The 4884-nt window shown below is 66.0% G+C and carries 7 protein-coding genes and 1 pseudogene; all 8 read right to left on the bottom strand.

Features of this window, described 5'->3' with window-relative positions:
• The coding region (locus tag ABZF37_RS13480) for a F0F1 ATP synthase subunit gamma (RefSeq protein WP_372720780.1) at window positions 1–700 on the bottom strand (700 nt) is incomplete at its 3' end.
• Complete coding sequence (locus tag ABZF37_RS13475; protein WP_372720778.1) at window positions 697–2184, bottom strand: F0F1 ATP synthase subunit alpha; 1488 nt, start codon at window positions 2182–2184, stop codon at window positions 697–699. The genes ABZF37_RS13480 and ABZF37_RS13475, both read right to left, overlap by 4 nt.
• Window positions 2177–2929, bottom strand: a complete 753-nt coding sequence (locus ABZF37_RS13470) for an ATP F0F1 synthase subunit B (protein ID WP_372720776.1) — start codon at window positions 2927–2929, stop codon at window positions 2177–2179. The genes ABZF37_RS13475 and ABZF37_RS13470 overlap by 8 nt, the downstream gene beginning before the upstream one ends.
• Before the next feature lie 24 nt (window positions 2930–2953).
• Window positions 2954–3220, bottom strand: coding sequence for an ATP F0F1 synthase subunit C (locus ABZF37_RS13465; RefSeq protein WP_372720774.1), 267 nt, complete (start codon window positions 3218–3220; stop codon window positions 2954–2956).
• Between the two features lie 3 nt (window positions 3221–3223).
• Window positions 3224–3913: a F0F1 ATP synthase subunit A gene (locus ABZF37_RS13460; protein WP_372720782.1), complete on the bottom strand. Its 690-nt coding sequence runs from the start codon at window positions 3911–3913 to the stop codon at window positions 3224–3226.
• Between the two features lie 4 nt (window positions 3914–3917).
• Window positions 3918–4187: an AtpZ/AtpI family protein gene (locus ABZF37_RS13455; protein WP_372720772.1), complete on the bottom strand. Its 270-nt coding sequence runs from the start codon at window positions 4185–4187 to the stop codon at window positions 3918–3920.
• Entirely contained in the window at window positions 4177–4590 is a 414-nt protein-coding gene (locus tag ABZF37_RS13450; RefSeq protein WP_372720770.1) for a F0F1 ATP synthase subunit epsilon, read from the bottom strand. Before ABZF37_RS13450 ends, ABZF37_RS13455 begins: the two co-directional genes overlap by 11 nt.
• A pseudogene (locus ABZF37_RS13445) lies at window positions 4587–4884 on the bottom strand (F0F1 ATP synthase subunit beta); the annotation flags it as partial. The gene ABZF37_RS13450 and the pseudogene ABZF37_RS13445, both read right to left, overlap by 4 nt.

Raw genomic sequence — 4884 nt, 5'->3', positions numbered from 1 at the left:
GGCGTCGTACCGCCGCTTCCAGGTGAGTCACCCGCTGCTGGTTCTCCGCCAGCAATGCGCTTTGCAGTGCTCCGGTCAGCGCCGCGAACAGGTATTGCTCGACCAGCGCCGCCTCGAACTCGGGCACGGACATGTACAGCCGTGGCGGCGTGCCGGTTAAAGGCGCCGGTACAGTCGGCAGCGGCAGTACCTGGCGTGCACTGACCTGTCGCAGTTCCGGGTCATGCGCGATCACCATCAGCCGGCCACCACGGGCGGTATCGAGTCCGCCCAAAGTATCGGCCAACTCAGCCAGCACGATGGCCACGCCGTCCGCTGCCGGGGCGCCCGGGCAGCGCGCCACCACCTGCGGCAAGTCGCCGGCAGCGGCAATGAGCTTATTACCTACCAGCACCAGGGTGGGCTGCGCCGGCAGTGCCCGCACGTACCGAAGCAGCTCCTCGTTGAAATCGCCACACAGCCCTTTCTCGCTGCCGATCACCACCGAGACATCGGTGCCGGTCGAGGATATGCCGTCCGGATAATGGGCACGATAGTCCTGCGCGGCCTGCTGTAAGCCGGCCCGCAGGCGCTGACCGCTGTCGCGCAGCCGGGTCAGACGCTGCGTCTCGATCATCGCCAGCGTGCGCATACCGGCGAGAATGGCGCGAATGTCCGCCAAACCCCGCAGGTGCTTAACGAGGTCGCGGTAGCCGCTCATGGACCTGACATCGGGGTACCCAGTTGGGCAGGCAGCCAGGCCAGCCAATCCTGTTCCGGTGTGTCGACGCCTGGCCCGCTGCCGGCCAGCGCCTGTAGCAAGCGCTCCAGCACGGCGTTTATCCGGCCAAGCTCGACGCCGTCAAACATGCCGTGGGTGAACGCCGTCAGCCAGGCCATCTGCCCGACCATCGACACCGGCTGCAAGCGGTCCTGCTTGAGCAGTTCGCGCAGCACCCGACCACGGTGCAGGCGGGCCTCCATGGCCGGTTCCAGCCGGGCGCCGAAACGGGTGAATACTTCCAGCTCCTGGAACTGCAAATAATCGAGCTTGATGCTGCCAGCGGCCTCGCGGATACGTGGGTGTTGCGCCTTGCCACCGATGCGCGACACCGACCGGGCGATGTCGATGGCGGGCTGAAAACCGCTCGCGAACAGATCGGCATCGAGGTAGATCTGGCCGTCGGTGATGGAGATCAGATTGGTCGGAATGTAGGCCGCGATTTCGCCCTGCTCGGTCTGGACGATAGGCAGCGCGGTCATGCTGCCACCACCGGCGGCGGGTGCCAACCGGGTGGTGCGCTCCAGCAGCCGCGCATGCAGATAGAAGATGTCGCCCGGATAGGCTTCGCGACCGGGCGGGCGTCGCAGCAGCAAAGATAACTCCCGATAGGCCCGTGCGTGTGCGCTCAGATCGTCGTACACCACCAGGGTATCGTGGCCCTGCTGCATCCAGCCCTCGGCGACGGCGCAACCGGCGAAAGGCGCCAGATACTGCAAGCCGGCCAGGGCGCTGGCCTCGCCCACCACCACCGTGGTGTAGTCCATCGCACCGTACTGGCGCAACAGTTCGAGTGTGCTCACCACCGCCGAGCGCTTCTGACCGACCAACACGTATACGCAGCGCACCCCGCTGTCGCGCTGATTGATGACCGCATCCAACGCCAGGGCACTGCGTCCGGTGCCCTCGTCGCCAATGATGAGCTGGCGCTGACCACGACCGATCGGCAGCAGGGTGTCCACGATCTTGCAACCGGTCAGCAGCGGCTGGTTGACGAAATCGCGCTCGGTCAGTGGCGGCGATGGCGCCTCCAGCGGCTGATGGCGGGACGCCTCGGGATCCTCACCGCCGTCGAGCGCGCGGCCGAGCGGATCGACCACCCGCCCCAACAGTGCATCCCCGGCCGGAACCTGCAACACCCTGCCGGTCAGCGCGGCCCGGGTGCCAGCGGTCAGCGCCGCGGTCTGGCGCAGCAGAACGGCACCGACCCGGGTCTGCGTCAGATGAAAGACCTGCGCCAGGCTGCCGTCCTCGAACTGCAGCAGCTCCTCCATGGCTGCCGATGGCAAGCCCTCGATCCAGGCGATGCCGTCACCGACGGCGCCCACGGTGCCCTGTTCGAGCAACCGCAACCCAGGCCGGTAGTCCTCTACCCGCCGCTGCGCCTGAGCCAACAGCGAGGTGACGGCGACCGGCTCAGGCATCCGGCTGAACCATTTCTGTAAATACCTGAAGTTCATCCTGCAAGTTCGCTCCCAGGCGCCAGGCACCCGCCTGTATCCGTATGCCGGCCAGCAGGGCTGAATCCTCGATAAAGCTGATTTCCGGCAGTGGACCGCCGGCGAGCACCTGCAACGCCTGCCCGATGGCCGAGCGCCGGCCGGCATCCAGCGGATAAGCGCTACTCACTTGCAAGGGTCCTGGCGATTGATCGAGTCCATCGCGCAGGGCTTGCTGGCGTTCGGCCGGCAAGTGGCCGCACTCGGTCAGCGTCAGATCGATCAGGCTGGCTTCGAGCGTCGGCCCGGCCAACGCGCCGAGCAGGCGAGAGGCAAAGCGGGAGGCCAGCGCCAGAGCCTGCACTTCAGCTTCATGGCGAAGCTGCTGCGCCTTACGCTGCGCCAGGGTGGCCGCCCGCTCGCGCTCGGCGGCCAGATCCTGTTGCAGAAGCTCCAGCTGGCGGCCCCGCTCGCGGTCCACATCTTCGTCCAGCGCATGGCGGGCAGCAGCACGTTCCTGCGCCGCGCCCTCCAACCGCTGGTCGTACTCGGTCTTGAGCCTTTCTGCCTGCTGCCGGGCGGCATCAGCCTCGCCCAACTGGCGGTCGATCTCGGCCCGGCGCCGGACAATCACCGCCAGCACCGGCCGGTACAGCAAGCGGTGCAGCAGCCACACCAGGACCAGGAAGTTGACGATTTCGAGGACGAAGGTCCAGGCGTTGAATTGCACGATGGCGCTCCCCGGCTCCCGGCCCTAGTGCGGCAGGTAAGCCAGCAACGGATTGCGGAACAGCACGATCAGAATCACCACCAGGCAGTAGATGGCCAGCGACTCGATCATCGCCAGACCGATAAACAGCAGCCGCGAGATGGCCTGCTCCGCCTCGGGCTGACGGGCGATGGCGTCCAGTGCCTGACTGATCGCCCGACCCATCGCCAGGGCAGGCAACATCACTCCCAGGGCGATGCCAAACACCGCCGCTACCGTCGTCAATACCACCAGCCAACCGATGTCAGTCATTTTTCAGTCTCCACTTGAAGTCGCATGAACCTGGGCCTGCATACCGCCCGCGATATAAACCAGGGCCAGCATGCCAAAGATGTAGGCCTGTACCACTGCCTCGACCACATGCAACAGCAGCACCGGCACCGGCACCAAAAAGCCAGCCACCAACAGTACCAGCAGGGCGGTCAGCTGCAGGCTCATCATGTTGCCAAACAAACGCACTGCCAGCGCCAGGGTGCGGGTCAGTTCGCTGACCAGATGGAACGGCAACAGCAGCGGGCTCGGCTGCAGGTAGTGCCGCAGATAGGCCCGCCAGCCGCTGGCGCGGATGCCGAACCAGTGGACCGAGAAAAAAACCACAATCGCCAGCGCCGTGGTCACCGACAGGTCGCGGGTTGGCGATTCCAGTCCCGGCAGCAACCCGACCAGGTTCGCGCCCAACAGGAATATCCATAACGTGGCGATGAACGGCAGCACCCGTGGCGACTGCTCGCCCACCAATCCCTCAACCGCGCCCTCGGCCGCGCCCACCAGACCCTCGACCGCCGTCTGTAACGGCCCCGGCGCGGTGCGCAGGCGATGGCCCAGCCAACCGCCAACGACGACCAGCAACAGACTGACAGCGACGCTGACCAGCACGGACGCCGGCAATTGCAGGGCACCCCAGTGCACAACTGTCGGCGCCAGCAGGTCGGTGTTCGCCGCCATCGCTTCAGTCACGCAACATCAGGAAGACATTAACCGCGCCCACCAACACCCCCAACAGCAGCAGGCTCAGGGTCCAGGACTGGGAGTAACCGGGCAGACGCTCATCCAGCCACAGCCCCAAATAAGCTCCGCCAACGATTGGTAACACCAGCATTAGCCCCAACGTGCCCAGAAAACGGGCCTGCGCCAGCACTGTCCGCTGCCGGCGCTGCGCCCGGTCGAAACCACGGGCGTCACGCTCAACACCCTGGCGCAGGCGGTGGTCATTGTTCATTGCCGTGCCCCCGCTGTTCCAGCTCCCAAAGCCGTCGCAGCAAATGCTGCTCCATCTGCTGCAGGCTGGCGCGGGTACGCGAAAGCGCCACATCCTCGGCCCGCAACTGGTCCTCCAGCTGGGTACTGATGCGCCGATAATCCGTGTCCCGCAGGTAACGGCGGGTGAAGACAAAAACTTCGCCGCCGATGACGTGCAGGATGCCTCCCGGCAGCGCGAGGTACTGCCACACCCCATCGACGCACCGGTAGCGGGCAAGGCCGAATTCGAGCGCGGTAATGAACGCTTCATGACCCGGCTGAATGCCAAAGCTGCCGCTGGCGTCGCGCCCGACGAAGCTGTGTACCTGCTCCACGGTTTCCCAGGCCGTGGCGCCGTGCAGGTGCAGCGCGAATCCCCTCACGACGCTGCCTCTGACAAAGCGCCGCGCATGTAGAAACGCTCCTCGGGCCAGTCGTCGTGGCGCCCGCCGACAATCGCCTCGCAGTCGGACAGGCAATCGGCGAGCGGCACCGTGGCGCCAGCCACGCCTGAGTGCTGGCTGGTGACAAAAAATGGCTGGGTCAGGTAGCGCTCCAGGCGCCGCGCGCGATGCACGATGCGCCGATCCGCTTCGGACAACTCCTGCAAGCCCAGCATGGCGATGATGTCCTCAAGCTGACGGTAGCGGGCAATGTGCTCGCGCACTGCGCCGGCC

Source organism: Immundisolibacter sp. (assembly GCF_041601295.1).
Lineage (GTDB): Bacteria > Pseudomonadota > Gammaproteobacteria > Immundisolibacterales > Immundisolibacteraceae > Immundisolibacter.
Note: the sequence above shows the minus strand (reverse complement) of the source record. Positions and strands in the feature narration are given on the sequence as shown.